The organism is Paenibacillus paludis (assembly GCF_042610515.1).
Classification (GTDB): Bacteria; Bacillota; Bacilli; order Paenibacillales; family Paenibacillaceae; genus Paenibacillus_AQ.
The window spans coordinates 62643-87066 of record NZ_JBGJZP010000020.1 but is presented as its reverse complement, the minus strand read 5'-3'; the positions used below and the strand labels follow the sequence as shown (position 1 = coordinate 87066).

Here is a 24424-nt window from a genome sequence, read left to right as displayed (position 1 = left end):
AGCCACCTGCTGCTTTTTTGGGGTTGTGCACATCGGCTGTGCACCTTACAGAAATCTCTTGCGGATTTCCGGTGTGGGAAGCAGACATTGCTCGTCACGCCCAAACCAGCGGTACCGGTTCCTTGCCACAAGCCTGTACAGGGCATCTCTCAGAGGCCGCGGCACAAGTATGAAGATATATGCGGCAGGCCACGGAAAACGCAAGCCACGGGCGATCCGCAGCACTGCAGCCGACTCTGTATAGCAGGTCCCGTTCTCCACCAGCACGACCGTATTCAGCTGGTCTGATCCAAGCCCGCCTGCACTCAGCATTCCGCCCGCTGTCTCACTCTGCAAGGGGGCGAACAGAAATCTGGCCTTGGGATCGCGCGGAATAATAAACCGCACCAGCCCCTGACAAAGATGGCATACGCCGTCGATCAGCACAATAGACTTACCGCCCGTCTTGTTTTGCTCTTCCTCCATCTTGCCACACCCCCTCTTCATAGTATCTCCCCCGGAAATAAACAAAAACGCGGGATAGCTCCCGCGCCTCATCATCCGTCCATTTAATTATTCAGCAATAGCCTTGTCGATCCACTCGTCGCCGAGCATTTGCCCTTCGAAATCAGCAGTGAAGGATTCCATACATTTGCAGATGAAATCTTTGCGGCAAACCGGACATGGTGTCTTAAGCAGGCGGCTGATGTTCGTCATTTTCCATTCCGGAAACCGATGATAGAACGCGCGGCACTCCGTTCCGTCAGCAAGCTTGATAATGAACTCGTACAATCCTTCCTTATCATTGCTGCTGGCTTTGGTCACATTCGTAATATGCGGTCTGTAAGACATCTTCATCACCCATTATTTATATTTTTGGTACTTAGTAGCACACGTGCATAACAGATACTTAGACATATTAAAGAATTTTAGGGGTGATGTCAACCAAAGCCGCCCTTTAGACCGCTATTCCCGGCTGTTTCCTGCCTCACCGTCTCTATTTAGCCATTATTTCCAGAAATCCTTCTAAATACCGGCTGCTCGTTACAACACATTCAGTTCAACTTCGATGTTGCCCCGCGTTGCCTTGGAATACGGACAGAACGCATGAGCCTTCTCTGCCAAATCCTCCGCCTGCGCACGGTCAATGCCGGGCAGCTTCACATCCATTCTTACAGCCAGTCTGAAGCCGCCGTCGCTGTCATCCTTGCCGATGGATACGTTGGCGGTGACCTCCACATCCTGCAGCTTAACGCCCTCTTTACGGGCGATATTGGCCAAGGCGCTTTCATAGCAGGCACCGTAGCCTGCCGCGAACAGCTGCTCAGGATTCGTGCCGGAACCTCCGGGGCCGCCAAGCTCCTTTGGCATTTTCAAATCATGTTCAAGTACACCATCCGAGGACTTCACAGAACCTTCCCGTCCACCGTGAACCGTTGCTGTAGCCGTATATAATGCTTTCATCTGTATCTGCTCCTTTATCAAAATGTATTTGTACCGCCGCATACCCTACATTTAAACAACAGAGATATTTTGAAACGAATATACAATGTTGTCACAATTCTGACGGGTTGCTTCTTACGATAAATAGTGTAAAATTAAATTGTGATAAATCAAAGTTCGGGAGGCGTTATTCATGAGTATTTATGATTTCGAAGCTAACACGCTGCGCGGGGAAGAAGAATCCCTGTCCAAGTACAAAGGTAAGGTACTGCTTGTCGTGAACACAGCCAGCAAATGCGGATTCACCCCGCAATATAAGGGTCTCCAGGAAGTGTACGATAAATTCAAGGACCGTGGTTTTGAGGTGCTTGGTTTTCCGAGCAACCAGTTTGCCGGACAGGAACCGGGTGAAAGCGAAGACATCGCCGAATTCTGCGAAATCAATTACGGAGTAACCTTCCCGATGTACGAGAAGGTTGACGTGAAGGGCGACGAAGCGCATCCGTTATTCAAATACCTGTCCAAGGAAGCGCCGGGCGTCCTGGGCTCAAAGAGCGTCAAGTGGAATTTCACCAAGTTCCTGGTCGATCAGGAAGGCCGTGTCCTGAAGCGGTTCGCACCACAAACTACTCCGGACCAGATCGAAGCCGATATTGCCAAACTGCTGGACTAATCCTCCCCTATAATATGAAAAGATACTCTTCACAAAAGCCCGCGGCTCCTGTGAAGAGTATCTTTGTGTTCGCTATACCACAATCATTATGCTAATTGTCATTTCCATCCTCCCTAATTATGGTATACAGAGAATATAGCACTCGATGCTTGAAACGTACCGTTTAATTCCCCGGAAAGCAGGTTGGCTATGAAGCAGGATGTTTTGAAGCGGGTTTTCGATTATATCGAAGATCATCTGAATGAGGAGATCAGCCTCGACAACGTCGCCCGGACGGGATATGTTTCTTTGATGCAGCTGTACCGGGAATTCTACTGCGTATCCGGCCATTCCATTAAAGACTATATCCGCAAAAGAAGAATCAGCAACGCATGCGCCCAGATCAAGAACTCCGGGTTATCCATTACCGGAATTGCGCTGGGCAACGGCTTTGACTCCCTGCCTTCCTTCTCCAAGGTCTTTAAAAAAATCGTCGGGCTTACGCCAATGGAATACAAACGGAGCAGCGTGTTCTATACCTTCCTCCCCGGGCAGTTCCCCCTCCACTTGGCGGAGACAGCCATTAAGATCCAGTCCGGGCAACCGCTGCATGGCCTGACCGCCGTTTACCTCGCCTCAGGAGACACAGACATCGAACAGCAAGCCATCAACGCACTGAAACAAGCGGTCTTCACAGCCAAGCGTACGGACATGAGTTTTAGACTCTTCGGATTAACCCCCGTGCAGGTTGGACGGTCCAGACAATCGTACAACCTATTCATAGATACCCGGAATCATGAGTACTGGATTTCCGCCCTGGGGGAGGCCGGTTATCACTCCATAGAGCCAGCTACGTTATGCGGCGGTGAGTTTGCCGTCTTATCCGTACCTTTTACCGGAAGCATCAACCCGGCCTGGGACTACCTTTACAGTCATTGGCTGGCCAAAAGCGTGTTCACCCTGGCAGGTGATCATTGCCGTGAGGAATTCATCATTCAAAAGACAGGGACCATCAAAGAGCTTCGTCTATCCCTGCCCATTATCCGCAAGCAGAGCAGCTACATCATTGAAGTAACCCCATTTGCGCAGCAGCACTATATCGTCGCCCATGCCGAAGGCAGTCATGCGGAAGAAGAAGCTTCGGCCAAGCTTTTATCGCAGATCAATCAACGCGGATTCCTTCCATCGTCGTTTTATGTGGAGATTACCAGCAATGGATACTTGTGCGGTGTCGAGCAAACAGAAACGGGCGAATTATCAGCCGAAGACGGTCTGAGTGTTGTTAACTTAGAAGCAGGGCTTTATGCGGTATTAACCGCAGATAGTTTCGGGGATTTCACAGGACTTGCGGATATTATGACCGGCTGGCTGGAGGAAAACTGCTGCTATAGGCGGGCCGGCAGCCCTTTTGCCCTCTATACCGTAAATGAAACCTATGAAGAGGTCTCCATGAAGGTGTGTATTGCTATTGGCGAACATTCTGTTATAAACGGACAATCCATCCCTTCAAATCCCATTTATAATGAAGACGAAGAACAAATGAACTAGGAGGAATCATGCATGACAGAGCCGTTACGCCAGAGCAGCTATGAAGGAACTACCGAGGGATACGCCCCTAAATTCAAACCGCGGGTAATCGAACTGATCCGCCAGCAGCTGGAAAAAGAAGCCCCTCAGCGCACCGACTCTATTGGCGGAGAAAAGCCTTATGTACTAGATTTACCGGAGCTTCAAGTCATCGGCTGGCAGAACCTCAATCAAGCAGGCGAGCCTTATGCCGATATCTGGGGACATGTCTTCGGGGAAATCGATATCGACAGTAAATTTGATTCCATTCCGTCAAAAGTCCAGAGCAGCGGCTGTTACCTGGGCATCTTCGAAGGCCGCGATTCGGTTCCCAAGCTGTGGGAGCAATCCGCCTGGGATACCGGCTATTTTTTAGGCGTTGAGGTAGGAGATCCCGGTACAGTTCCCGAAGGTCTTGTGCATAAGGATTACCCCGCATCCAAATATGCCATTTTTATCGCCAAGGGTGTGCCGGCAGCTGCGTTTCAGAGCACATGGGATTATATCCATCAGGAATGGCTGCCATCAGGTGAATTCAAGTTCAACGAAGCCGGGGTTTTCTTCATCAACTATACAGAGAAGTCAGGACCTGATGACGAAAGATTCGAGGCCCATCTGTGTGTACCTGTGGTGGAAAAATAGCGGCGATCCGCCGTTTGCATCCTACGAACGGCAACCTTTGTAATCCGGGTTTCCCGTCGTGTCACCGCCACTGGCCTGACGTTGTCTATCGCGTATGTCTTTCCATGAAGTGAGCTGAATCTTTTCGGTTTGCAGTAATCTGTGAATATCCTCATCCATAAATAACAGGTACTCGATCTCCCTTTTCTTCCAGTGTGGAGTAATTGCCCGCATTTCATAAGTATTCAGCGCAGGATGGATGACAACTTCTGTTATCCCTCCTCCCACACCTTTTATAGCTTCCATCATTTTAACCTTAGCAATGTCATAGTCCTCCCCCTGCTCCAAGTGATAGGGAAGATTAATCAAGTCATCAATTAACAAGATCCCTCTTTTCCGCGCCGATTCAATCCTCTCCGTCATTAATTCCCTCGTCTCTAAATCCAGAAATGATTGATTTACTATATTAACAGGCAGCTTAAAAGGCAGCCGGTACTCCTGGCACAGATCAAATACGATCTCCAGAAAATCCCGGCCTCTCGACAATCCCAATAAACTGCCCTCATGACTGTCCAAGTGTGTCGGTTCAATCCCCAGTGTTAGAGCCATCTCGATCTGACTTCGGATTTCAGTTCGGATGGCTTCAGCAGTAGCGTGCTCTTCCACATGAGCTGCATGTTCCCAAAAATATCCTTCTGCAGTAATTAACGACTGTATCCTGGAACTCCTGGTAACCGGGCCCCACCTATAGGCCGGGAGACTCGAAGTAAGCGTAAGATGAATTCCCACATTAACATTGTGATGATTTTTGGCATACTCAGCAGCCTCTTTCGCCCAGGGCCCCGGCATCATAATCATGCTGGAATTGATTGCATCTGCTTGGTACAGGTTCATAACAGCCTCATTCATGGAATGGCACATTCCGAAATCGTCGGCGGTAACGATCAGGAACCGCTCATTAGAGTTGTGAATTTTATTCGGCACTCTTTTTCCCTCCATTGGATCAGTCTATAAAACAAAACAAAAAAACCTGAAATCCCTTGAGCAACAAGGTATTTCAGGTTTCTTCTTGTATGCGGTAGAGAGGACTCGAACCTCCACGGGTATACACCCACTACCCCCTCAAGATAGCGTGTCTGCCATTCCACCACTACCGCGCGGTGAGTAAAACGTTAAAGCATTGTTTGAGGCCAACATTCAATATTATAAATCCATTTCAGCAAAATGTAAAGACACCACTTTAAGAATTTTCGTCATTTTCTTTAAGCCTGCGGTATCGGGCAAACTCGATATATTCCTTAATAAATTCTTGCTCCTTCTGCAGCAATTCCTCACTTTGGCAATTCAGTTGCCGTATTTGGCCAGAAAAATAATCCTCCCCGCCTTCGCGAAGAATCTCCGTTGTAGTCTTGCCCAGAATCAGCCAATCCAGACTCACATGAAAAAAAGCACCGATCTCGATCAGCTTATGTGTTCCGGGCGTCGACTTGCCCCGCTTCCAATCCCCCATGTTGCCGGTACTGATATTCAGCTGTTCGCAGAAGGACTTTTTTGTCAGTCCTTTTTGTTTGATCAAATATTCTATCCGCTCGTATATCGACGCCATCAGCAATCCGCCTTCCGCACTATTTAAATATACTTATTTACGTAATTTTTATTGTAAAATGACGTAAAAAAGTATATAATTAACTATTATTATTCCCATTCATTATATCACACGACTGGATAGTCGATAAGAGGTGAAGTGTTTTGAACAGCAAACGTCCTGTTACTCCTTTTGGCTGGGCAATCAAACAGCGGCTGACGGAAATGCACATGGATCAGAAGAAATTCTGTGAGCTGTACGGAATTCCGCCTTATCGCCTATCCAATCTGATTCACGGCACCCGCAGGGCCGAGCGCTACAGGCGCCAAGTCGCAGAGCTGCTTAACCTGCCTCCATCCTAGCTTTCCATCCTGTAAACTATCAAGGAGAGATAACCTTTGCCATTCAGCATATCCATTTCCCTCATCCGTTCCCTTAATGCTCTGCCGCATAATGCACTGGTTATCGACAGCCAGGGGATCATCCTGTTCACCAACGACTCCTGGAAGGAATACAACAACCATTATGGACTCTCCCCGCATGCCGATTGGACTGGCGCTGATGCTCTGGAGTTATTCGAACAATCGATGTCCACCCCTTCCCAGATCACTGCACTTAAGGAGGCGCTGCATCACATCCTTCGCGGCGAGTCTTTAATATCCAGTTCCGAGTTTATTCTACAGACTGCGGCCAAAGGCAGCAGAAGATTCCGTGTAGACGCCTTTCCGCTTATCCATGAGAATCCGGCTGCAAACCAGGCTATCATTCTCTCTCTGCAGGATGTTGGCCCTGTTGTCACAAGTCAGCCTGTTCAGCCTGTCCGAACGATCCAGCCGTTGCGTTTGCACCAGAAGAACCCTCAACCTCTTGTTCCTATCTGCGCCTCCTGCAAATCTATCCGCAACAACAGCGAGGAGTGGGTGACCATTGAACGTTTCCTGCTGCAGCAGCTGTCTTTGCAATTCACCCATGATATCTGCCCGGATTGCATCCGTGAGCTGTACCCGAAATACGCCGGAGCCTTGAAATGGTGATTTCTCCTGTCCAAGTACCAGAAATCCGCAACCTGTGAATGCAAAGAAAAAAGCCCTTGAATATCAAGGACTTTCTCTTCTAAACATCGTATGCGGTAGAGAGGACTCGAACCTCCACGGGTATACACCCACTACCCCCTCAAGATAGCGTGTCTGCCATTCCACCACTACCGCATATATGACCCGTATGGGATTCGAACCCATGTTACCTCCGTGAAAGGGAGGTGTCTTAACCCCTTGACCAACGGGCCATGCTTGATAAGTTGTCTTTGTCACAACAAAAATGAGTATATCAAACCCAGGCTGATTTGACAAGAACTTTTCTCAAAAAAATAACGGACATTCACAGCTGCAGCAATCAGCCGTTCATCCCCGCTAAATCTCCGCCTTCCCGCAGAGACCCTCCAACTTTTGTATGTCCGTCACACCCCTTGAGCAGCCAGTACCTCCAGCCCATCCGCCGCCTCATATCCCAGACTTTGTGCAACAGCCAAATTGGTTACCTGTCCGGCCACGACATTAAGTCCGCGGGCAAGCGCCGCGTTCTTCACCCCTGCTCCATGAATACCCAAATTGGCAATTTGCAGGGCATAAGGAATGGTTACATTGGTCAGCGCTAGCGTTGAAGTCCGGGCTACTGCACCCGGCATGTTGGCCACAGCATAGTGCACAACACCAAACTTTACATAGGTTGGGCTCTCATGAGTAGTCATTCGGTCGATTGTCTCAATCGAACCCCCTTGGTCAATCGCCACATCTACAATTACAGAACCTTCTGCCATTTGCCGCACCATGTACTCTTTTACCAGCTTCGGTGCACGGGCACCCGGTATAAGCACTGCACCGATCAACAGGTCGGCTTTGCGTACAGCTTGTTCAATGTGATAAGAATCAGACATAAGGGTAGCCACTCGCCCGTCAAAAATATCATCCAGCTCACGAAGCCGGCTGGCATTTAAATCAAGCACCGTCACGCGTGCCCCCATTCCCAGCGAAATCCTCGCCGCATTTGTGCCGACGATCCCTCCGCCAATGATGACCACTTCACCGGCCTGCACGCCCGGAACTCCGCTAAGCAAGATACCTTTGCCGCCATGCGGCTTCTCCAGCAGCCGAGCGCCAATCTGTACAGCCATCCGTCCGGCTACCTCGCTCATCGGGATAAGCAGCGGCAACGAACCGTCTTCAAGCTGTATCGTCTCATAGCCGACCGCAGTTACTCCGCTCTCCACAAGCGCCTGGGTAAGGCCGGCCTCAGGAGCAAGGTGCAGATACGTGAACAGGATTAGCCCCTTGCGAAAGTAGCCATACTCTTCCTGCAGCGGTTCCTTCACTTTAATGATCATCGCTGCTTTGCTCCAGACTCCGGCCGCAGCGTCAAGCACCTCTGCACCCTTCTCCAGATATTCACTGTCGGTGAATCCGCTGCCCGCGCCTGCCGATTGCTCGACCAGCACCTCATGACCTGCTTTGCGGAGCGCCTCCACTCCGGCTGGAGTAATCGCTACACGATTCTCATTATTTTTGATCTCTTTGGGTACTCCGACAATCATTTATTCTCCTCCTTAATGTTATGCGAAAAGAAAGGCCCAATGTTGAGCCCTTCTCTTCACAGCTAAGGTGATTCGGGGCGTACTGGACACCCCGATGATAAACAAATTTGATTGCGGTTCTTAATCGTTCCTACCCGTTATTATATGCATTTGAACCTCTTACGGATTTACCTTTGTTTCGAAAGTTTGTGTGCCGTCAACGAATTTCAGAACAACAGCTGCTTTAACAGGGTCATGTGTTTCGTTGAGCGTGATTTTACCGGTAGCCAGCTGCAGATCTTTGGTCGCTGCCAAAGCATCTTTAATCTTGGCAGGATCAGCCTCACCTGCACGGGTAATGGCGTCAGCAACCAGCTTCAGGGAATCATAACCAAGAGCGGCCATCCCATCCGGTACTGCGCCCCCATTGGCAGCTTTGTAGGCATCAACGAAGGATGTAACTTCAGTAGCGGTATCTTCCGGTGAGTAATGGTTGGACATATAAGTATTGTCCAGAGCCTCTTTGCCGGCGATTTCAGCGAGTTGCGGAGAATCCCAGCCGTCGCCGCCGAGGAAGGGAACTGTAATGCCCATCTCGCGGGCTTGCTTTACGATTTTGCCGACTTCTTCATAGTAGCCCGGCAGATAGATTACATCCGGGTTTTGCTCTTTGATCCGTGTCAGCACGGCTTTGAAGTCGGAGTCTTTTTGCTGATAGGATTCCTGGCTCAGCACCTCTCCGCCTTTTTCCTTAAAGGTTTCTTCAAAGAACTTTTGCAGACCTTTGGAATAGTCACTCGACGTGTCTGTGTAAATTACAGCTGTTTTGGCTTTCAGCGAATCTACAGCAAAGTTAGCCATAACTTCTCCTTGGAAAGGATCGATAAAGGCAGTGCGGAACACCCATTCGTTCACTTTGCCACTGCGCTCATCCACCGTCACTTTAGGGTTGGTGGCACCAACAGATACCAGCGGTATTTTCTTCTCCGTAGCCACCGGGACGATCCCCAGCGTGTTGGTCGAGGTCGAAGCACCGATGATGGTAACAACCTTATCATTGGTAATCAGTTTTTGCGCGGCTTGTGTGGCTTCCTCGGATTTCGAGGCGTTATCGGCTACGATTAATTCCAGTTTCTTGCCGAGTATGCCGCCTGCGTCATTGATCTGCTGTACCGCCAGCTTCGCGCCTTTGGACACGGAATCGCCGAAAGAGGCCTGGCCGCCCGTGAGCTCAAGGTTCGCGCCGATTTTGATAGTGTCCCCGCCAGAATTACCACCGCTTGCAGAGTTTCCGCTGTTCTCTGTGTTGTCGTTGCCGCAGCCCGATGCCAATACTGCAGTCAGTACTGTTGACAAAATAATGGCCCCAATTTTCTTCATAGTTTCTCCCAGCCTCCCGGATAATAGAATTGTATATATGTTGTTTCTATGATGCCCTTAGTGAGGCTAACCTCTTAGTGCCCGAGATAGGCCATTTTGATTTCTTCGGAATCCGCCAACTCCTTGGCATCCCCCTCAAGAACAACTCTGCCCGTTTCCAGCACGTAGGCGCGGTGGGCGATTTTGAGCGCCTGATGCGCATTTTGCTCCACCAGCAGCACAGTAGTTCCGGCTTCGTTCACATCTTTAATAATCTTGAAAATATCCTGTACCAGCAGCGGTGCAAGTCCCATCGACGGCTCATCCAGCAGCAGCAGCTGGGGATGCCCCATAATAGCCCTCCCCATGGCAAGCATCTGCTGTTCGCCACCAGACAAAGTACCTGCCTGCTGCTTCTTGCGTTCCCGAAGCCTCGGAAAGATGTCGTACACCTTCTCGAAATCAGCCGCCAGACTTCCGGATTCCTGCAGGTAAGCGCCAAGCTCAAGGTTCTCTTCAACAGACATATTGGCGAACACGCGGCGTCCTTCAGGACAATGGATCAGGCCCTGTTTGACGATCGCCTGAACACTCTGGCTGGTAATCGATTTATCCAGAAATTCAATGCTGCCTGTTTTGGGTTTAAGCAGACCTGACAGAGTCTTCAGGAGCGTCGACTTGCCTGCACCATTGGCTCCGATCAGTGTTACAATTTCCCCTTGCTCGACATGGATGCTAAGGTCCTTCAGAGCGTGAATGGCTCCATAATAAACATTGATCCCCTGTACTTTAAGCATTGCCCTTACGCCTCCTGTCCCAAATACGCTTCGATAACCTTGGGATTATTCCGAATCTCCGCCGGAGTTCCATCAGCAATCAGTATCCCGCGATCCAAGACATAAATCCGGTTGCAGACGCCCATAACAAGCGACATATCATGCTCGATCAACAGAATGGTGAGGTCAAATTCCTCACGGATCCAGGCGATCAGATTCATTAAGTCCCGCGTCTCGTTCGGGTTCATGCCCGCCGCCGGTTCATCCAGCAGCAGCAGCTTCGGCCCGGCCGCCAGCGCCCGTGCAATTTCCAGACGCCGCTGGTTACCATAGCTGAGATTGCTGGCAACCTCTTCACTCTGGTCCGCGAGATTGAATATTTTGAGAATATCCATCGCCTTCCGTGTAATTTCGTCCTCTCCCTTGAAATGCTTCGGCAGCCGCAGCATGGAGGTAAACAAGGAATGTCTGGCATGCTGGTGAAAGGCGATTTTGACATTCTCCAATACTGTCATGGCCGTAAACAGCCGGATATTCTGGAAGGTGCGCGCAGCGCCCTTATGGTTGATCTTGTAGGGCTTCATCCCGCCAATGGACTCATTGTTAAGAAGAATGCTGCCTGTAGAGGGCGGGTATACGCCGGTTAACAGGTTGAAAAGCGTCGTTTTGCCGGCACCATTCGGCCCAATCAGACCGATCAGTTCACCTTTGTTAATGTGAAGAGAAACTTCGCTGAGCGCCTTAAGCCCTCCAAAGGAACGGCTGGCCTCTTTAACATCAAGAAGCACTGCTGCCTGTGATGTTGTCATCTGCCTTCACCTCCTTTTTGCCAAGCTTGCCGAATGAAAATTTCGTTGTACCCAGCAGCCCGCTTGGACGGAATATCATCATCAGGAGCAGAACGATCGAATAAATAATCATCCGCCATTCCGGGAATTCACGCAGATAGGTGTAGAGCAAGGTAACGAAGACAGCACCCACAATGGAGCCGGCTGTACTGCCGAGTCCCCCGAGAACAACCATAACGATAATCTCGAACGATTTCAGAAAGTTAAAGCTGCCCGGAGTAATCACGTAGAACGTATGCGCAGACAATCCACCCGCTATACCGGCGAACAATGCACCGATTGTAAAAGCAATAATCTTATAACGCGTCGTGTTAATCCCCATCGCCTCTGCGGCGATTTCATTCTCGCGGATGGCAAGGCAGGCCCGGCCATGTGTGGATCTTATAAAGTTATTGATCACAACCACTGTAATTAAGGTAAAGAGAAATAGCAGGGTCCAGGTCGTTTTGGCAGGGATGCCGCTGAGCCCGGAGGCGCCGCCGACGAATTCCGTGTTCAGCATGATGATCCGGATAATCTCGCCGAACCCCAGTGTGGCGATGGCCAGATAGTCACCATTCAGCCGGAGTGTAGGCATTCCGATCAGGACCCCAAACACAGCAGCGAGCAAACCGCCGGCAATAATCGCCGGAACGAATGGAACGTTATAATCCAGTGTCAGAATCGCCGAAGTGTACGCACCTACAGACATAAAGCCTGCATGACCGATGGAGAATTGTCCGGTAATCCCGGTAATGAGGTTAAGCGATACCGCCAGCATGATGTTGACACCGATCAAGAGAAGCGTCGACCTTGTAACGTCACTGAATATTCCCGTTGTTAGAAGAACTTGAACGACTCCATAAAACGCCAGGGCAACAATAATGCCCATCCAGAACTTTTTTCTTGTCATCTTCACGCCGGTTCCCTCCTACACTTTCTCCCGGATATTCTTGCCGAACAGCCCGGATGGTTTAAAGATAAGGATCAGGATCAATACTGCAAAAGCTACTCCATCACGCCAGGAGGAAAATCCGAGCGAAGAAATCTCCGTCTCTACCGTTCCCAGCAGCAATCCGCCAACAAGCGCCCCGGGAATACTTCCAATGCCTCCAAGAACTGCGGCTACAAAAGCTTTAAGCCCCGGCATAACGCCCATCAGCGGATCGACGGAGTTGTAGGTCATGCCGAAAATCACTCCCCCAGCAGCGGCCAGCGCAGAACCGATAGCAAAAGTTGCCGAGATGGTGCGGTCTACGTTGATCCCCATCAAACGGGCCGCCTCCACATCGAACGATACCGCCCGCATCGCTTTACCGGTTTTGGTGTAACGTACGATATATTGCAAGAGAATCATAAGAATTATGGTTGTTAGAAGAATCATGATTTGATTGGATTCCACTTGAATGGATGTGCCGAACAACTGGTACTGTTTCTTGTCCATTATGTCCGGGAAGCCTTTCGCCTGAGGCCCGAGAATAAGCACTCCGGTGTATTCCAGCAGGAACGATACGCCAATGGCCGTAATAAGTGCGGCAATCCGGGTCGATTTGCGCAGCGGCTTGTAGGCGAAGCGTTCAATCGTGATGCCCAGCAGTGCGCTGATGGTCATCGAAATTATAAGCGACAAGATCAACACAAGCACAGGAGGGAGCCCTGCGTTCGCCAAATATTTTGCGCTGTACAGTCCGATAAACGAACCGACCATAAACACATCCCCATGCGCAAAGTTGATCAGCTTAATAATTCCGTACACCATGGTGTAACCAAGGGCGATTAGAGCGTAAATACTGCCTACGGAAATACCGTTAATTAACTGCTGAATGAAGTACTCCATCGCCATCCCCTTCTCTCCATAATAATCAAAATTCCCCTTTCTACGCCTTACATTCTGTTCAATCCCTCAAGATGTCATTTATATTAACATACAGTTATTTCTTCGTCACTAATATATGAGTGGTTTTAATATAAAATTCGGAATTATACGTTAGGTTTATTGACATTATGAGTGAATTGAATGGAGTGTTTTGTGTATTATTCGCAAAAATCGATGAAAACCGGAGTAAAGCAGAGGATTTTAAAGGTCGATTGTTTTTGTATTTATTCCCTTTTCTGTTACAATGCTTTGTTTTTCTGTAAATAATATAACATTTGTCTCTTTACAGCTTCAATCCTTCAATTTATTAAAGAGGTAACGGGTTGCACTGGTAGTCCGGCTGGAAAAGCATGAGTATACAGCACAAAAAAAAGAGCCCCGCTCGGGAGCTCTTACTGTCTGAAAGTATCGATACGGAGAGAGAGGGATTCGAACCCTCGCACCGCTTACGCAGTCTAACCCCTTAGCAGAGGGTCCCCTTATAGCCACTTGGGTATCTCTCCAAGTAAATGGCTCCCCGAACAGGACTCGAACCTGTGACAACTCGATTAACAGTCGAGTGCTCTACCAACTGAGCTATCAGGGAACATTACATGAACAAGGAATAATTTATCATGATTTCGTGATCTAGTCAAGCGGACAAAAGCCACTCTGAGATCGTTTACAATCAGCTCATGAATTTGACGGGCACAACACTATACATGAAGCTTAGATTTAGGCATCGATCTGAATCCATTCTCCATCCAGCGGAAGGGCAACACGGTCCAGCAGCCCCTCCTGCTGCAAGCGTGCTTTAAGCAAGTCACGTGTAACCAGGCAATGATTAATGGCATCCATATGGACGGCGATGACGGATGTTTCAGGGGCATATTGGCATAAGTCAACGACATCCTGATCATTCATTGTAATATGGCCTCCCGTTATGAACTGCGCGCCTCCGGCATTGACAATGACCGCTTCCGGACTATACTCGTCCAAGGCTTGTTTGACCTCCGCACACCAGATGGTGTCTCCGGCCAGATACAGCACAGGCTCACCTTCAGCCTGAAAGACAAAACCGGATACCTTGCCCATCCGCTCTCCGATCTCTCCTGTTCCATGCCGGCCTGCGGTTCGTGTCAGGGTCACCCCACGGAACGTTAATGCAGCATTGTCTTGTACCACGGTGATATTGCCGAACCCTTGGGCAGCGATTGTATCCTGATCCCCATCCTGGCATAACAGCGGGATCTCATGCGGCAAAAGTGACACCGCCGCCGCATCCCAGTGATCCTGATGCAGATGTGTAACCAGCACAGCATCCGGTGAAAGCCACTGCTGAACCGGCCCCGGCAAAGGAACGAGCGGATTTCTACGGTCATTCTCCGTATTCACAATCGGCGAATTGGTACCCTGTTCGCTGAGCATCGGGTCGATCAGGAAGGTAACACCGCCGTATTCCAGCCATAAGGCCGCATTGCGGATCAATTGAATTTTCATTCTAAACACCTCTTCTTTCCAGCTGTCTTCTGCTACAATCAATTATAAATGGACCTGCGTGCGGAATACATTGTGCCGTGAAAGAGATTGGCCTGTTCTATTTTCATCTGGAAAGGAATTTAACTTATGACCCCCTACCTCATCGACGATACAGATTACCGCATCCTTCAATATCTTATAGAAGACTCCACGCTCAGCCACAAGGACATCGGAGAATATGTTCATATGACGGGGCAGGCGGTAGGCGCACGAATCCGCAGAATGCGGGAATTAGAGATTATTTAAGGTTATACCGTCCGCTGGAATCCGCTCAAAATCGGACAGAGCATCCACGCCTTTATCACCGTGTTCTTAAGCTCCAACGCCGCCCATCCTCCCTTTCAAAAGTTTGCCCTAAACCACAGCAGCGTAGTGGAACTGCACCGGGTCAGCGGGGAAGGCTGCTACTGGATGCGCGTGCGTACCGGGGATCAGGCGGAGCTGAATGGTTTTCTCGACGAACTGCTGGAGTATGGCAATTATCGGATTAATCTGGGCATGAAACAGCTCAAATAAACCGCAGTCATCACCAGACGGACAGCAGAATAGGTGAATAGCAGAATAGGTGAGCAGCAGAATAGGTGAGTAGCAGAATAGGTGAATAGCAGAATAGGTGAATAGCAGAATAGGTGAATAGCAGAATAGGTGAATAGCAGAATAGGTGAATAGCAGAATAGGTGAATAGCAAAAACAGCTGATTGGCAATAACGCCAAACAGCTGTTTTTGCTGCATATTTTTCACGAATACCAGCCGCCCTCCGCTGAACATCAATAGAGTGACTCTGTGAAAGGTCTCTACCTCTACCCCTACCTCAATCTGCTGCACGAAATACAATAGATTGCTATTTGCAGGCCAAAAGTAAGAAATCTGCTGTATCTTTTGCAATAGAAAGCCTTTGGGTTCCCGTTATAACTAGGCTGTTATCCCTGTTCTGAGCTAGCCTCCAGCAGACTACCGGAACATTGACAAAACACCTGCCGCGCAGGATAGTTAACTCATTCACCCGCCGCTTCGGCGACGGAACCACTCATTATCATTATTGGAGGCCAGCATGAACTATAAAATTGATCCGCCCAAAATCGCCGACCCGCTCTCTCTGCCAGTGCAGCAAGTGTTCTCCCTGGAGTCCAAAGAGGAGTTCAGCCTCTGCGCCATCAGCGATACCTTCATTGAATACCAGGAAGCGTCCAAGGTATCCTTCGATAAAGTACTGTTCAAAAATGTCACGATTACCGAGTCCTCACTCCGTGCTGTCGAGCTGACGGATGTGATCTTTGAAAACTGCGATCTGTCCAACGTGGATTTCAGCGAAGCCTTCATTCACCGGACTGAGTTCAAGCTGTGCAAAATGATCGGAACCGACTTTACCAGAGCAAGATTCCAGAATGTCCGTGTGACGGACTGCATAGGGGACTTCGCCAGCTTCCGGTTCGGAAACTTCAAACAAACGGCCTTCGAGAACAGTTCACTCAACAGCGCCGACTTCTATCAATCGACTTTCAATAAAATGTCGTTCTCAGTCTGCAAAATCGATCAGGCGGTAATGGCAGGCTCCAAATTAAGAGATATCGACTTAAGCGACTGCGAATTCAGCGGCCTGAATGTGGATATTGAAGATCTGCCGGGCTGTATTATTTCCGCAGATCAGGCGGCTTCTTTTGCCGGGCTGCTGGGCCTCGTCATTAAGTAGACTGGCCATTCCCTAGTTCAAGTGCTACCAGCTTCAGCTTGCCGGCACATTTGCCGCAGCGGTAGCGCTTCGGGTCAGCCTTGCGCTTGCGCGGATATTCCATGGCACAATCGGTGCACACGAGCTTATACCGGTAAGGCTGCGGCTTGCGGGCCTTGGCCCCCGGCAGCGCTCCGCAGTAACGGCTTCCGCCGACCTGGGCCAGCAGGCTTTTGAAATCGGCATCCCGGTGCATATATCCCCGCTTCGCCAGATGCAGATGGTAGTGGCAGAGCTCGTGCTTGATGATCTTCTCCGTCTCTTCACGCCCATACATCGCCAGCTGCTGCGGGTTAATCTCTATATTATGGCTTTTGGTAAAATATCGTCCGCCTGTTGTCGTAAGTCTGTTGTTAAAGCTTGCTTTGTGCCGGAATGGCACGCCAAAGCTGCCCAGCGACACCTGCTCGATCCACAGCTGCAGCTCTTCGTTACTCATAGTCGTCATAGCGTTTCTCACAGGTCCTCTCCACAGGAAATAAGATCTCTACTTGAATTGTAACTTGCCCATAGGCTAAACTGTCAAGAAGGAAGACAAGTCCGGAGGGAGAATGACGTATGCCGAAAATGCGGTATGTAATTTTGCAGCAGAAACAGGAATTGCAGTTTGTGGAAATGCCGGAGGAATATGCGTACCAGCTGAGTGCGCTTAATCTCCGCCTCAATAAAGAGATCGACAAGCTGACGGCGGACAATGTGCCGAACCTGCCGCTGGCCATCGCGGAATGTGATTCGCTGGATCTTCTGCGCGAGGGGTATACGCTGGAGTCGGGGCTTGCGTACATCAACCGGCTGGAGAGCGCTTTTTCCTCTATTCAGGAGAATAATTATCCGCTGATCTCGCTGCTGACGGAAATCCGTGCGCTGCAGGCACAGCTGGAACAGTGGTACGAAGAGGAAGAAGAAGGTATTCATTAAATTGTAGCCTTCGCCGCACCTTTGGGCACTCCTTCCCATATGCTGTACATAGGAAGCATGCCAGAGGAGGGGTACACTTGCCACAGTGGCTCTGCCATCAGCTCATGAAGGCTTATTTCAAAAAGGACCGCCGTCAGATCAAGCTGCTGAACGAATGCTGGTTTTTTTACCGCAATTCCGCCGAATCCCGTGATTCTGTACCTAGAGAAGTATAGAGTTATATTGCAATTCAGGTGTGTGTGAAGATCAAAAGCCACGATTACCGTCAGGGTAGCCGTGGCTTTTGGTTTGTGAAGATCCTCAGGCGCTTACATTTGCCGCAAGCTCGCTGCCTCGTCGTCTATGATTTTAGAACATCGGGAAAACGTATCTCACCAGGAAGAACAGGATTCCGAAAATGATAATAATATACGCCGCGTATTTAATAAAGGTGGATGCGACAACGCTGGAATCCGATTTCTTGTGTACCTCCGTGCGTTCTACTTCAACACTTCTGTCCTTATAGTTCGGTTCCATCATCAATCTCTCCTTTCGATTCTTGAGCTTGTATAGCCTCCATTAACCCCGGCTTTTCCTGCTTGAAACAAATAGCCGCATCCCCACAAAGCCAGGATATACCCGGTCAGCGGAGATGCGGCTTCATTTTTAGACATTAATTAATCAGTTAAAACTGCGGTGGGAAGGCCAGGAGCCTTGCAGCTTGCGGACCAGCACAATCTGTCCAGTGTGGTAGGAATCATGCAGAATCAGGCTCATCACTTCTTCACCCGGAGCATGGCCCGAGCCGCCCCAGTCGTAGATGCCTTCCTCCAGCGCCTCAATCACTTCCCGCAGTGAAGCATGGATGGTCTTCAGCTTGGCAACCGCCTGTTCCCACGCTTCTTCCCCACTTGCTGTTACGGCAAAAGTGGCGTCGTTGCTCTCTGCATCCGGCAGCTGCGGCAGACCTTTGAGCTTATTCAGCAAACGTTCCTTGTAATAGGTCAGATGGTTGACCGTCTCCCAGATGGAGTTGCCCGCTTCCCCCGGCTTCCAGCTGGCCTGAATGCTATCCACACCCTGCAGCGCATCACTAAGCGGCGGCGCCCAATCCTCGACATCCATGGCATAATCCCAGTTTTGCAGCAAAACATCGCTAATCTTATTCTGCATGTTTTACCTCCTCAAAGTATTGTGAGCAATGTAACCACTCAAAGCTCCGATAACCGTTACACAAGAAATGTAGCATATTCAAGCGGAGGATTCAAGTAACTAGCAAACATGATTTTTAACTGTTACAATCAAGAGAAAGAGAAGGCTGCGGAAGGATGGATGAACCGTGCTGTGGGAGGATTTCATTAACAGCTATTGGCGGGATTGGCGGACAGGCGACCGCAGCAAGGACCGGGACAGGCTGGAGGATCAGGAATGGCTGGAGAAGTGGCTGGAGCAGCAATCGTTGCAGGTAACATCGCCGCCGGAGCCTGATGAACTGGAGCAATTGAAGCAGCTGCGCGGCCTGTTGTGGGGCGAAGTGCAGAAGCTGGTGCAAGGCAATAGCGCAGATCCTAAGCTGCTGGAGCAACTGAATATGTATATGGGCAAAGGGCCAGCGATTAGACAAGTAGTCTGGAAGCCGGACGGCCGGGTGGAGCTCTCTCTTCTGCCGCAACGCAACGACTGGGAACAGGTTATGGCCGAGATTGCCGCTTCTTTTGCTGCTGCCCTGCTGGAGAAGGAAACCTCTCGTTTCCGCATCTGCGACAATCCTGACTGCCTCTGGGTCTACTACGACGATACCCGCAACCGCTCCAAGCGCTACTGCGACGACAAGCTCTGCGGCAATCTGATGAAGGTGCGCCGCTTCCGGGCACGAAAAAAAGCAGAAGACGCCGGGGATGCCGGGGACCATGTTAAATGATAGGAGGATGGTCACCAGATCGAATCCGCTCCAATCATACTTAAGCCAATAATCCCATGATAGAGAATAAAGAAAGTAGCCGCCTGAAAAGGCACACATAAACAAGGTTAAATCTAACCTAAAAAGTTTGCTGAAGTGACCATGCGTATAGGGGGCTACGCGCTATTTGGGCAAACCGTGTTGGAGGATTTCGATTTACGCTTCCCGTAGGGAGCGACGCGGTCCATTGCTATGCAGATAGAGTATCTTATAATTTCAATCCACGCTCCCGCGTAGGGAGCGACAGCGGTTTCTAACGAAAAAGTGGTTAAAAATACTTTTTTTCGCTTCACAAACTGCAAATTTCCACTTCTTTCAGGAAAAAAAATACATTAACAAACCTACAATATACTAATAAATGTAAAAAATAAGGTGCGAATGTCCCGGATAATCCATGTGAGCTATACATTCGCACTACAAAAACTTGCTAACTTTTATTTGCCATAAGTTATTTCCGACTTTGAGAACATTAAATTAAAACAATAAATCTATTATTTCATACAGAAAGATTCACGACAATCCAATATTTAACAATATAATTAATCTTTACATTCTACTCATTCCCTCAACCCGATCCCTCGCCACATAACTCAACTTCCCATCCTCAAACTCCAACCGATAGATGTTGGGCATGGACGTCGATTGCCAGAACTCGTAACCATACTTCGGATCATAATGATTTATGACGAGCGTCACGATGTCACCGTGGGTACCGATGGCGATGGTTTGATCTTTATATTTCTCCAGTAAAAGCTCCATCTCTTGGATGCCTCTTGCCTGTGCACCGGAACTAGATTCTCCACCCACAAAAGCAACCTGAAAATCCTCGTACACTCTCTTTTTGGCCTCGTGGAAACTCAAATTCCCAATATCCCCGATGGTTCTTTCTCGAAGCTCTTCAATAATAATAATTTCCTTGTGCAGCTCATCCGCCAACGGCTTGACCGTGAGGATCGCCCGCTCATAAGGACTGGAAACAAAGCTGTCTATGACTGTATACTGCAAAATGGATTTGACTCTTAGTGCATCCTTATGACCTTGTTCGGACACCCCTCTCGTTCTATCCATCCCTTCCACGTATATAGATTCCGCATGGCGGATAAGATATAAATTCTGGAGGTCGTTCTATTCTTATAAGATATTATTTTGTGTCCTACCTAAATATTCGTCTGCTTACTATTATTCAGACAGATGAACTGCGACATCTCCGTTTTAACAGAATAGAGGTATTGATGGGATGGATTTTTATCTATTCCTCCTTTACGCAGTGCGACGCCATTGACAAATCAATGGTGATCATCATAACACCAATTTTTGGATAGATTGGACTTCGATTTCAATCTACGCACTCCATACGAAGTGCGACGTTAGCTGCCTGCAGGATAACATTATCACCATCAAAATTTCAATCCACGCACTCCATACGAAGTGCGACACAATGCCTAAAATTTATAACGCAGCTATCGTAGGATTTCAATCCACGCACTCCATACGAAGTGCGACAATCTTCTTGGCGGATAGCACCTGCCACAACATTAATTTCAATCCACGCACTCCATACGAAGTGCGACGGGAGCTGAAGACCCCACAGGATCAACTGGATTGATTTCAATCCACGCACTCCATACGAAGTGCGACGGGCCGTAGCCCCTAACGGTATTCATTAACATTCGATTTCAATCCACGCACTCCATACGAAGTGCGACGGTAATCGTCTGTGCTCATATTTGACATATCTGTATTTCAATCCACGCACTCCATACGAAGTGCGACACGCCGGTTCCATAGATATATAGTCCGTGTCTGTATTTCAATCCACGCACTCCATACGAAGTGCGACATCTGTACCAGGATTATAACCAGCAAGATTTCCAATTTCAATCCACGCACTCCATACGAAGTGCGACTAACATAAGTAGATTCTGTTGGTGTGGATTCAGGTTTCAATCCACGCACTCCATACGAAGTGCGACAGTTCTATGCGATAATTTTCCATAGTTATAAAAGTTTCAATCCACGCACTCCATACGAAGTGCGACTGCGAAAATAAACAAAAATAATATAATATCCGTATCAATTTAGCGCGTTCCAACCGAAAAGATAACAAAAAAGCATAGATTAGGTATTTACTTTTAGAGGAAGTAATCGATATTTAATCTTTTCGACAAAATTCGAGGTGCGAAGGACTCGGGGAAATCATGTAAGCTTCCCATTCGCACTTGAATTACCGACCTTGGATATTTAGAATTTGTTTGATAATCTAAATAGATACTTTCTCTCCATGATAGCAGAATATTATCCACCTCCCAGTATTTTTAATAATTCATGTTTCAATCCATGATCCCGTACAGGAGCAGTACTTCACCAATACATTCTTCAATAGCGCTAAAATCCTTGCAACAACAAAAGTACAAACCTCCCCGCAATTCCATATAAGCTTCAACTTCACATTTTCCCACGCTGGCTAACCTTTCCATCCTCTCCAACCGGTAATTATCTGGCATCATAGTGGATTTCCAGAGTCCATATCCATATTGCCAATCAAAATAATTCAGCACTAGAGTCACAAATATCACCGTACGTGCCGATGATAAGGGTCTTGCCTTCATATTTCCCAATAAAAGCAATTCTCTCTTACGGCTCTGTAAAGTCGCCACTTTGGCTAAAGTTATGGTTTTCGCTGCAATCAATAGTTTGGATTTATATTAGGGCTAAGAACCGTTTTGCTATGAGGTTCTTTTTATAGTGAAAGATGTGCTTGTATGATAGGTGCCTCATTCAAGCACCTTTGTTATTCCTTGCACTCTCTCTGCTTTTTCTAAAACTTCAATTAAAGTTAGATTTGGATTCATATTTCTAAAATTAATAGCCAGTTCAGCCGAACCACCAGCTTGCAACCACTCCCAATAATCCAACGTATCTACATTTTCCAAGTACAATCGAGAAAGGGCTTCGATTGGATTAATACTGTACATATGTTCAAATGCTGAGATTGGTATTGGATCATTCAGTAGATAATCATTTTTGAGGTCATACAACACCTGAAAGATACTATAATAGTTCACGTTAACAATTTTATTTATAAACTGGTTACACCGGATAGATGTATTTAATATAATTTGCATGTCGTTTATTAATGCTTTATCTTTACAATTTAACATTGGCACCAGTTCTCGAATAGTGATATTTGGATTATAGGGCGCAGTTTGGATTATTGACGTCCATGGAGGATACTCCCCCATATTAAAAACTTTAATCGCATCCGTAACATGACAACCAATGGTTTGCCATTTACGTCCGAGCGCATCAGTGAGATGATAGTAATGTATTGCATCCTGTTGATCCTCTAACTCCGGCCAGACCAAATTTTTTTTAGTGATATCAAGAATAGCTTGGGTATTAAGTTTGCGAGGTCGGCGTTTCGGCATATGGCTTCCTCCGTCTGTTTGCTCTAAGGATATTTGTAAGAGCGTACCAACAAAATACTCATATTGAGTTGCACGTTTAAAGTTCACCATCTACTTCAACAATATACTACATGCACTTTCAAAGTGCAACTATTTCTATATCTGGAGGAGACCATGGAATTTATCGAATACACACTTTACTGCAAGTTAGACACCATATTAAAAGAGCGCGGTATATCTGTATTAAAATTGTCTAAGGAAATTGGACATCGAAGAACAACGATTACGGAATTAATGCATAACAATAATATGGATAAGAAGAAAATTTCAGCAGAACTGATAATGAAGTTATGTCTCTACTTTGATGTCAGTCCTAACGATTTGTTCGAAGTACGACGTAAAGGATAATCAGAAGTGAAAAAAAGCACTGAATTCCTGCTGTATAAGCGGAATTTTTGTGCTTTTTGTTTTTTTGGTTTTTTCGCTAAACTACTACATATCATTGCATGTAAATTACTCTAATTACGTAAGAATTCAGGAGATAAAAGTGAAAACCACTCAAAACATAGAAGGCTCACCACAAGTATAATTTGCAAAATTCACGAATTACCTTCTAACACCCACTCCCTCGCCACATAACTCAACTTCCCATCCTCAAACTCCAACCGGTAGATGTCGGGCATGGACGTCGATTGCCAGAACTCGTAACCATACTTCGGATCATAATGATTTATGATGAGCGTCATGATGTCGCCATGGGTACCGATGGCGATGGTTTGGTCTTTATATTTCTCCAGTAAAAGCTCCATCTCTTGGATGCCTCTTGCCTGCGCCTCAGAACTAGATTCTCCACCCGCAAAAGCCACCTCGAAATCCTCGTACACCCTCTTTTTGGCCTCGTGGAAACTCGAATTTCCAATATCGCCGATGGTTCTTTCTCGAAGCTCTTCAATAATAATAATTTCCTTGTGCAGCTCATCCGCCAACGGCTTGACCGTGAGGATCGCCCGCTCATAAGGACTCGAAACAAAGCTGTCTATGATGGCATCCTGCAAAATGGATTTGACTCTTAGCGCATCCTTATGACCTTGTTCGGACAAACCTCTCGTTCTATCCTTCCCTTCCACATATATAGATTCCGCATGGCGGATAAGATATACAATCGTTTCCAAATCTATTACCTCCATATAAAAGCACTCAGTTTTTATCAGTTTTTTGTCTAACCCTTATCTTTGTCCTAACCTTATCCTTACCTTATCCTTACCATTTCCTCGTCCTAATGCTCTTCCTTCACTCTGTCCTGCTCCAGCTCCAGCTCCGCCTCAATCTCCTGATCGCTGACATAATCATCGCCGGCTGTAAGCCCAAGCTTCTCCTTGATTTTCTGCATGTCGTTATGAATTTCTTTCGTTCTGACGTGTATGCTGAGCAATAATCCAAACCCTACTGCAAACAATACCAGTATCCCGTATGGGCCCAAAAAAATGGTTAATACCACAGCAGCCAAAATCGCGAGTATCGTTCCAACTATCATCATGTTCAGCTATCCCCTTCAGGTTCATTTCGGCTCTGCCTGTTTTCCGCTTCAACCTCCCGTTCAATCATATTTATTCACCCTGGACTTTATTTATGGGAATTTCAACATTGATTTCTCAACCTCAG

Annotated in this window: 30 protein-coding genes, 5 tRNA genes, 1 pseudogene and 1 CRISPR repeat array; of the genes and pseudogenes, 11 read left to right on the top strand and 25 right to left on the bottom strand. The window is 47.8% G+C overall.

Translation table 11 applies throughout. The annotated features are described in order from the left end of the window. Positions 1-45 precede the first annotated feature (45 nt). The 3 genes from ACAN56_RS28215 to ACAN56_RS28205 all read right to left on the bottom strand — a co-directional run bounded on the left by ACAN56_RS28215 (position 46) and on the right by ACAN56_RS28205 (position 1443). Positions 46-465 (bottom strand): thiol-disulfide oxidoreductase DCC family protein, encoded by a 420-nt coding sequence (locus tag ACAN56_RS28215; RefSeq protein ID WP_340894356.1) that lies wholly within the window; start codon positions 463-465, stop codon positions 46-48. Between the two features lie 87 nt (positions 466-552). After that, positions 553-831: a hypothetical protein gene (locus ACAN56_RS28210; protein WP_038587032.1), complete on the bottom strand. Its 279-nt coding sequence runs from the start codon at positions 829-831 to the stop codon at positions 553-555. 192 nt (positions 832-1023) lie between these two features. Beyond that, positions 1024-1443 carry an organic hydroperoxide resistance protein gene (locus tag ACAN56_RS28205; RefSeq protein ID WP_038587029.1) on the bottom strand — a complete coding sequence of 140 codons (420 nt, stop codon included), beginning with the start codon at positions 1441-1443 and terminating at the stop codon, positions 1024-1026. Positions 1444-1615: 172 nt separating this feature from the next. On the opposite strand from ACAN56_RS28205, the gene ACAN56_RS28200 reads away from it, so the two are divergent. The 3 genes from ACAN56_RS28200 (at position 1616) to ACAN56_RS28190 (ending at position 4282) form a co-directional block, all read left to right on the top strand. Then, complete coding sequence (locus ACAN56_RS28200; RefSeq protein ID WP_038587026.1) at positions 1616-2095, top strand: glutathione peroxidase; 480 nt, start codon at positions 1616-1618, stop codon at positions 2093-2095. Positions 2096-2284: 189 nt separating this feature from the next. Further along, the gene (locus tag ACAN56_RS28195) at positions 2285-3622 is read left to right on the top strand and encodes a helix-turn-helix domain-containing protein (RefSeq protein WP_379147002.1); all 1338 of its coding nucleotides are present in this window, start codon (positions 2285-2287) and stop codon (positions 3620-3622) included. 12 nt (positions 3623-3634) lie between these two features. After that, positions 3635-4282, top strand: coding sequence for a GyrI-like domain-containing protein (locus ACAN56_RS28190; protein WP_379147000.1), 648 nt, complete (start codon positions 3635-3637; stop codon positions 4280-4282). Between the two features lie 21 nt (positions 4283-4303). On the opposite strand, the gene ACAN56_RS28185 is transcribed toward ACAN56_RS28190, so the two are convergent. The 3 genes from ACAN56_RS28185 to ACAN56_RS28175 all read right to left on the bottom strand — a co-directional run bounded on the left by ACAN56_RS28185 (position 4304) and on the right by ACAN56_RS28175 (position 5867). Further along, entirely contained in the window at positions 4304-5245 is a 942-nt protein-coding gene (locus tag ACAN56_RS28185; protein WP_379146998.1) for a polysaccharide deacetylase family protein, read from the bottom strand. 90 nt (positions 5246-5335) lie between these two features. Continuing rightward, positions 5336-5418, bottom strand: a tRNA-Leu gene (locus tag ACAN56_RS28180). An 83-nt stretch (positions 5419-5501) separates the two neighbouring features. Next, positions 5502-5867, bottom strand: coding sequence for a helix-turn-helix domain-containing protein (locus ACAN56_RS28175; protein WP_038587018.1), 366 nt, complete (start codon positions 5865-5867; stop codon positions 5502-5504). Between the two features lie 143 nt (positions 5868-6010). Between ACAN56_RS28175 and ACAN56_RS28170 the strand changes: the two genes are divergently transcribed. Next, complete coding sequence (locus tag ACAN56_RS28170) at positions 6011-6208, top strand: transcriptional regulator (RefSeq protein ID WP_038587016.1); 198 nt, start codon at positions 6011-6013, stop codon at positions 6206-6208. Between the two features lie 36 nt (positions 6209-6244). Continuing rightward, positions 6245-6880, top strand: a complete 636-nt coding sequence (locus tag ACAN56_RS28165; protein ID WP_379146996.1) for a nitrogen regulation protein NR(II) — start codon at positions 6245-6247, stop codon at positions 6878-6880. Positions 6881-6971: 91 nt separating this feature from the next. Here ACAN56_RS28165 and ACAN56_RS28160 read toward each other — a convergent pair. From ACAN56_RS28160 to ACAN56_RS28110, 11 genes are all read right to left on the bottom strand, one after another. Beyond that, a tRNA-Leu gene (locus ACAN56_RS28160) sits at positions 6972-7054 on the bottom strand. Between the two features lie 5 nt (positions 7055-7059). Continuing rightward, positions 7060-7131, bottom strand: a tRNA-Glu gene (locus tag ACAN56_RS28155). Positions 7132-7302: 171 nt separating this feature from the next. Further along, positions 7303-8433: an alanine dehydrogenase gene (gene ald / locus ACAN56_RS28150; RefSeq protein ID WP_379146994.1), complete on the bottom strand. Its 1131-nt coding sequence runs from the start codon at positions 8431-8433 to the stop codon at positions 7303-7305. Between the two features lie 159 nt (positions 8434-8592). Beyond that, positions 8593-9792: an ABC transporter substrate-binding protein gene (locus ACAN56_RS28145; protein ID WP_379146992.1), complete on the bottom strand. Its 1200-nt coding sequence runs from the start codon at positions 9790-9792 to the stop codon at positions 8593-8595. A 74-nt stretch (positions 9793-9866) separates the two neighbouring features. Beyond that, entirely contained in the window at positions 9867-10568 is a 702-nt protein-coding gene (locus ACAN56_RS28140) for an ABC transporter ATP-binding protein (protein WP_038598786.1), read from the bottom strand. 5 nt (positions 10569-10573) lie between these two features. Beyond that, positions 10574-11356 carry an ABC transporter ATP-binding protein gene (locus tag ACAN56_RS28135; protein ID WP_379146990.1) on the bottom strand — a complete coding sequence of 261 codons (783 nt, stop codon included), beginning with the start codon at positions 11354-11356 and terminating at the stop codon, positions 10574-10576. Next, positions 11325-12287, bottom strand: a complete 963-nt coding sequence (locus tag ACAN56_RS28130; protein ID WP_379147061.1) for a branched-chain amino acid ABC transporter permease — start codon at positions 12285-12287, stop codon at positions 11325-11327. Before ACAN56_RS28130 ends, ACAN56_RS28135 begins: the two co-directional genes overlap by 32 nt. Positions 12288-12305: 18 nt before the next feature. Beyond that, positions 12306-13211 carry a branched-chain amino acid ABC transporter permease gene (locus ACAN56_RS28125; RefSeq protein ID WP_379147059.1) on the bottom strand — a complete coding sequence of 302 codons (906 nt, stop codon included), beginning with the start codon at positions 13209-13211 and terminating at the stop codon, positions 12306-12308. A 453-nt stretch (positions 13212-13664) separates the two neighbouring features. Beyond that, positions 13665-13753 (bottom strand) — tRNA-Ser (locus tag ACAN56_RS28120). A 7-nt stretch (positions 13754-13760) separates the two neighbouring features. Continuing rightward, positions 13761-13836, bottom strand: a tRNA-Asn gene (locus tag ACAN56_RS28115). Positions 13837-13964: 128 nt separating this feature from the next. Continuing rightward, complete coding sequence (locus tag ACAN56_RS28110; protein WP_379146988.1) at positions 13965-14729, bottom strand: MBL fold metallo-hydrolase; 765 nt, start codon at positions 14727-14729, stop codon at positions 13965-13967. A 126-nt stretch (positions 14730-14855) separates the two neighbouring features. On the opposite strand from ACAN56_RS28110, the pseudogene ACAN56_RS28105 reads away from it, so the two are divergent. Next, positions 14856-15284: pseudogene (locus ACAN56_RS28105) on the top strand (Lrp/AsnC family transcriptional regulator). A 10-nt stretch (positions 15285-15294) separates the two neighbouring features. Here the strand turns inward: ACAN56_RS28105 and ACAN56_RS28100 are convergent. Beyond that, complete coding sequence (locus ACAN56_RS28100) at positions 15295-15654, bottom strand: hypothetical protein (RefSeq protein WP_379146986.1); 360 nt, start codon at positions 15652-15654, stop codon at positions 15295-15297. A 166-nt stretch (positions 15655-15820) separates the two neighbouring features. Here ACAN56_RS28100 and ACAN56_RS28095 point away from each other — a divergent pair, with 166 nt between their 5' ends. After that, positions 15821-16459 carry a pentapeptide repeat-containing protein gene (locus tag ACAN56_RS28095; RefSeq protein WP_379146984.1) on the top strand — a complete coding sequence of 213 codons (639 nt, stop codon included), beginning with the start codon at positions 15821-15823 and terminating at the stop codon, positions 16457-16459. Here ACAN56_RS28095 and ACAN56_RS28090 read toward each other — a convergent pair. Continuing rightward, positions 16452-16937, bottom strand: a complete 486-nt coding sequence (locus tag ACAN56_RS28090; RefSeq protein WP_197073705.1) for a SprT family protein — start codon at positions 16935-16937, stop codon at positions 16452-16454. The genes ACAN56_RS28095 and ACAN56_RS28090 overlap by 8 nt on opposite strands. A 119-nt stretch (positions 16938-17056) precedes the next feature. Here ACAN56_RS28090 and ACAN56_RS28085 point away from each other — a divergent pair, with 119 nt between their 5' ends. After that, positions 17057-17416, top strand: coding sequence for a hypothetical protein (locus ACAN56_RS28085; RefSeq protein WP_038586996.1), 360 nt, complete (start codon positions 17057-17059; stop codon positions 17414-17416). A gap of 77 nt (positions 17417-17493) precedes the next feature. Next, complete coding sequence (cmpA, locus tag ACAN56_RS28080) at positions 17494-17631, top strand: cortex morphogenetic protein CmpA (RefSeq protein WP_144024341.1); 138 nt, start codon at positions 17494-17496, stop codon at positions 17629-17631. 133 nt (positions 17632-17764) lie between these two features. On the opposite strand, the gene ACAN56_RS28075 is transcribed toward cmpA, so the two are convergent. Together ACAN56_RS28075 and ACAN56_RS28070 are read right to left on the bottom strand one after the other, a co-directional pair. Beyond that, positions 17765-17935: a hypothetical protein gene (locus tag ACAN56_RS28075; RefSeq protein WP_342438723.1), complete on the bottom strand. Its 171-nt coding sequence runs from the start codon at positions 17933-17935 to the stop codon at positions 17765-17767. 141 nt (positions 17936-18076) lie between these two features. Beyond that, positions 18077-18568 (bottom strand): DinB family protein, encoded by a 492-nt coding sequence (locus ACAN56_RS28070; RefSeq protein ID WP_038586993.1) that lies wholly within the window; start codon positions 18566-18568, stop codon positions 18077-18079. A gap of 166 nt (positions 18569-18734) precedes the next feature. On the opposite strand from ACAN56_RS28070, the gene ACAN56_RS28065 reads away from it, so the two are divergent. Next, complete coding sequence (locus ACAN56_RS28065) at positions 18735-19316, top strand: CGNR zinc finger domain-containing protein (RefSeq protein WP_379146981.1); 582 nt, start codon at positions 18735-18737, stop codon at positions 19314-19316. Between the two features lie 585 nt (positions 19317-19901). Here the strand turns inward: ACAN56_RS28065 and ACAN56_RS28060 are convergent. Then, complete coding sequence (locus ACAN56_RS28060; protein ID WP_379147056.1) at positions 19902-20456, bottom strand: histidine phosphatase family protein; 555 nt, start codon at positions 20454-20456, stop codon at positions 19902-19904. 232 nt (positions 20457-20688) lie between these two features. Further along, positions 20689-21394: a CRISPR direct-repeat array (repeat unit 33 nt; unit sequence ATTTCAATCCACGCACTCCATACGAAGTGCGAC). A 735-nt stretch (positions 21395-22129) separates the two neighbouring features. Further along, positions 22130-22783 (bottom strand): hypothetical protein, encoded by a 654-nt coding sequence (locus tag ACAN56_RS28055; protein WP_379146979.1) that lies wholly within the window; start codon positions 22781-22783, stop codon positions 22130-22132. A gap of 153 nt (positions 22784-22936) precedes the next feature. On the opposite strand from ACAN56_RS28055, the gene ACAN56_RS28050 reads away from it, so the two are divergent. Beyond that, the gene (locus ACAN56_RS28050) at positions 22937-23170 is read left to right on the top strand and encodes a helix-turn-helix domain-containing protein (RefSeq protein WP_379146977.1); all 234 of its coding nucleotides are present in this window, start codon (positions 22937-22939) and stop codon (positions 23168-23170) included. A gap of 191 nt (positions 23171-23361) precedes the next feature. Here the strand turns inward: ACAN56_RS28050 and ACAN56_RS28045 are convergent, their stop codons facing one another. Continuing rightward, positions 23362-23934, bottom strand: a complete 573-nt coding sequence (locus ACAN56_RS28045; RefSeq protein WP_379146975.1) for a histidine phosphatase family protein — start codon at positions 23932-23934, stop codon at positions 23362-23364. Positions 23935-24038: 104 nt separating this feature from the next. Next, positions 24039-24299 carry a hypothetical protein gene (locus ACAN56_RS28040; protein ID WP_379146973.1) on the bottom strand — a complete coding sequence of 87 codons (261 nt, stop codon included), beginning with the start codon at positions 24297-24299 and terminating at the stop codon, positions 24039-24041. Positions 24300-24424: the final 125 nt, after the last annotated feature.